This is a genomic window from Floricoccus penangensis (assembly GCF_001832885.1).
GTDB lineage: Bacteria > Bacillota > Bacilli > Lactobacillales > Streptococcaceae > Floricoccus > Floricoccus penangensis.
Genome location: NZ_MKIQ01000015.1, coordinates 1 through 4,334 on the forward strand (window position 1 = coordinate 1; position 4,334 = coordinate 4,334).

Annotated in this window: 3 protein-coding genes; all 3 read left to right on the forward strand. The window is 32.4% G+C overall.

Annotated elements, in window-relative coordinates; genetic code table 11:
* A partial coding sequence (locus BG262_RS10645; protein WP_143602646.1) for an LPXTG cell wall anchor domain-containing protein occupies nt 1-374 on the forward strand: 374 nt, incomplete at its 5' end.
* A gap of 168 nt (nt 375-542) precedes the next feature.
* A complete protein-coding gene (locus tag BG262_RS03245; RefSeq protein WP_070787458.1) occupies nt 543-2,093 on the forward strand; it encodes a glycosyltransferase in 1,551 nt (516 codons plus the stop codon).
* Between the two features lie 841 nt (nt 2,094-2,934).
* On the forward strand, nt 2,935-4,334 hold a 1,400-nt coding region (locus BG262_RS03250; RefSeq protein WP_143602648.1), incomplete at its 3' end, for a KxYKxGKxW signal peptide domain-containing protein.

The following is a 4,334-nucleotide window of genomic DNA, read 5'->3' on the forward strand; positions in this document are numbered from 1 at the left end:
AGAAGAAAAATGATAAGAATGCTCTAGATAAGAAGAAAGATGATGCTAAGAAAGAAATCGATAAGCTTCCAAATCTAACTCCTGACGAAAAGCAAAAAGCAAAAGATGCAATTGATAAAGCAGAAGATGGTAAAACTATTGATAAGATTGTAGAAGATGCTAATAAACTTAATAACACAAGAGAGAAAAAATCTGGTTATAAAGGATCAAGTTCTTCAGGTTCTTCAAGTTCTTCAAGTTCAAATGGAAAGAATCTACCAAGTACTGGTGAAGTCGCTGGTTCAGCAGGAATCATTGGTCTAGCACTAATCGGTGTAGCAGGACTATTTGGATTTGCTAAGAAGAGAAAAAATGAAGAAGATGAAACTAAATAAAAAATTCGTAACTGAAAATAATATTTAGTAGATTCTACTATAAAAAAGCGAATGAGATTAATTCTCATTCGCTTTTTGAATTATATGAATTACTAGAATCAATGTTTAATCATGGTCTAAACTTTTCTATGTGTTATAATGAAATAAAAATGAATGTGAGGTAGAATTTTGTATTATTTTTTAACTGCCAATATTGCAGAGCAATTATCAGGAATAGAGCATGCTGAAATAAAAAGATTAAATCTTTTCAAGAAAAAAGGTGTTCCAGCCAAGATAATTGGAATTGAATACAATAGGTTTGTTTATGACAACCTAGATTTAATTGAAGGTTTGGAAAAAGGCGACTATCTTAACTTCTATGAATATTTTGCTCAGTCACTGGATTTTGAACCACGAAAAACTTCAATTAAAGATATTCCTGGAATTGGAAATTACGAAATTAAAGATATTGATGGGAATAAATTTGCTTTTTTTGGCAACAGGAAGGCTTTTCAGATAGTTCTAAGGGGAGATGAACTAGACTATATTTCATATTTTGATTCAGACGGTATTTTACTTGAACAAGATTTTTATGATTCTAGGGGATTTATTAGCTTAATAAAGTATTATGCATATAACGAAAATAATCCTGATGATACTCCTTGGGTTAATACGGAAGAATTTGTGAGTCCAAGCGGTCGAATATATTTTAAAAAATTTTATCGGAAAAGTGGAGATGGGATAGTAAATACAAATCAGCAACTTACTGGGCCAGAAGGTCGGATTTATTCAGTTATGAACCAGGATGAAGCTTTTGGTATCTTTTTAGACTATCTTAATCAAGAAGACGGTGGCAAAAATGTATTCATAGCGGATCGCAGCAATATCGCCAATATAGCAATGATTAATATGCAAACTCCAGCCTTCAAAATTGAACATTTTCATAACATTCATGTTAGAGATTATTGGGATACTATGGGTTCACCCTTGGTTTATCCATCTATTGCAAATACAGAGCAGCTTTCCAGTATGGATATGATATTAACCCCTACACAAAATCAAGCAGATGATATGGTAAAACGCTTACGAACTCAAGTTCCTATTAATGCAGTTCCAGTTGGTATAGTGGCGGATGGAGAGCTAGACAGAATCTCTAAATTGAATGTTGAAAAGATTAAAGGCAAAATTGTAACTGTAGCACGTATATTTCCTGAAAAGCATCTCGATGATGCAGTAAGAGCATTCAAACTTGCTCACGATAAATTGCCTTGGATTACTCTTGATATATATGGGTACGCCGAGGGTACAGGTGAAGAAAAGAAAAAAGTTGAAAAAGTTATTGCTGAGTATAATTTAGAGGAAATTGTTAAATTAAAAGGCTACACAGGTAGCATGGATGAAATTTATGGACAAGCTGAACTTACTATGATGACTAGTCGTTTTGAAGGATTCGTTCTGGCTATTCTTGAGGCTGCAACTTATGGGATACCTTGTGTATCTTATGATACAAATTATGGACCATCATATCTGGTAAAAGAGGGAGTATCTGGATATATAGTTCCAAATGGCGACTATCAAACACTAGCAGATAGAATAGTCACTATATTTTCAGATGATAAAAAATTGTCTGAGTTGAGTTTGGGTGCTTCAGAAAGAGCCCGAGATTTTACAGAGGATAAAGTATGGAAAGAGTGGCAAGATAAAGTTTTAGATGCTGTTCATCTTTGGAAAAAAAGTTAATTATTAATAATAAAAAAGTAATGGATATAAAAAACATCCATTACTTTTTGTATGAAATTTATCAGTTAACCTATTTGTAAAAATAACATAAACTAAAAACCAAAGTTAAATTATTTGATATATAAACTGCTAATAAGGCAACTTTATTAAAATAAATAAATTTAATAAAAAAAATTATAAAAAAAATTAAATAGCCAAATGTAATTTAATTATTTTTTTTTTGAAAACTGTATATAATTATTAATATATTGTAGTCTTTATTAAATTTTCTAAAAATATACCCTAAATATAAAAGCTTCCAACCTTATCTGTATCAATACAAAAATGTAAGTGATTTCATTTACTTCGTTTGGTATATACCAAACGAAGTAGATTTTTGACTTTATTATTCGGAAATAAGAGCATAATATACACTAATTCGTTATTTTATTACATAAAAGTAAGTTGAAGAGCTAAAATTTCATAGTTTTTATTTTACTAAAATCTTTACTTGTTATAAAATAGAGGTGCAAATTGAGGTTATACCATATTTTAAGAGGCTGATTGGTATAACTTTCAAAGCAGAAAGGAGTGAAACGGAAAAAAGAAAATAAAAAGAGTTTACGTTATTAATTGTTTAAATCGATTTAAAAAGTTTATAAAACAATGAATAGGAATATTCATCGCACAATCTTTTTATCAGAATTAACTAATAGTCTTTTTTGATAAAAGGATAAGTAAATCTTTAACATTGCCCGTGTTCACATAAAGCCCATGTGGGCAAGAGAAATGATTAAACTTGGTTTCAAAAATATTTATATTAATAATTTTAGAAAAATTACAAGCATTTTGGAGGAATTAAATGAATAAAAGAAATACGAACGAAGATTCCCGCAATAAGATGAGCTTTAGATCTTGGAAATCTGGTAAACAATGGTTGTATGCAGGAGCAGCAATCTTTATAGGTGTGGTAGCACCACTCGGAACTAGTTATATAGTTGGTTTAAACTCAGGAGCAATTGTAGCACATGCTGCTGTACTTGAAGGATCATTATTCCAAAATTCAAGTTTGAATAATTCAAGTGGCACTACACCAAATGGACCAAAATATAAAGCTGGTGTAGATGGTGATAAAGCAGTAAACTTTACTATAAGTGGTAGTGGAGTTGCTGATGTTTCTGCAATCGCTTCTGGTAAAAAACAAGCAGTTATTAAAATCCCAACTGGAATTCAAGGTAATATTACCCCAGGAGCACAAGCTGATGTGAATGCTGCATTTAGTTTGAAATTGAAAGAAGTTCCTCTATTAGGTACTGCCGTTACAGGACTTCAAACTGCTTTAGATACTGCGACTTCTGCAGTAGCCGCGGCATTAAATGTTGCAGGTTCAGTTGGAGGCGTAAAAACTAATTTTCAAGAAACATCTGATGCAATTAACGCTCTATTAAATGATGCAATTACCTTTGATGAGGCAGATTTTAAAGAAAACATTCAAATGTCGGCTGATGGAACATATATGTATGTTACTTTAGATGATGGTTTAGGTAAAATTCTTCAAAAAAAATTATCCGATGTTCTTGATAATATTTACAATCTAATTGGTAATTTGAAAGCAGAACCAATTCCTTATGATGGCATTGGGTCTACACTTATTAATACTGAAAGAAAAGCTGCTGCAGGAGTATTTAATGCTGGTGTTGCCACAATTACTGGTCCACTTCGACTTGCGGTTACTAGCCTTAAAACTGTTGTGAATGGTACAGGTGCGATTGTTAATCAGTTAGCTGATGCTGCTGTACTTGGAAGTACGAAGGTTACTTTCCCAACTACAATTCATACTGATACAGTTAAACAAGCAGATGTCCCTACTGATGGAGCATTTGATTTTGCTGGTGGTATTATTAAAAATGATGTTATAAATGTTCCAGTATTTACTAATAATACTGATAAAACAACAATATATTTTGATATAACACCACCAACTACAAGCTCATCAAGTACAGAAGAATCAACAGGAACAACTGGAACAAGTACTGGAGCTTCATCAAGTACACCAGCTGAATCAACAGGCACAAGCACTGGAACTTCATCAAGTACACCAGGTGAATCAACAGGCACAAGCACTGGAACTTCATCAAGTACACCAGGTGAATCAACAGGCACAAGCACTGGTACTTCATCAAGTACACCAGCATCAACAACAGGCACAAGCACTGGAACTTCATCAAGTACACCAGCTGAATCAACAAGAACAAGCACTGG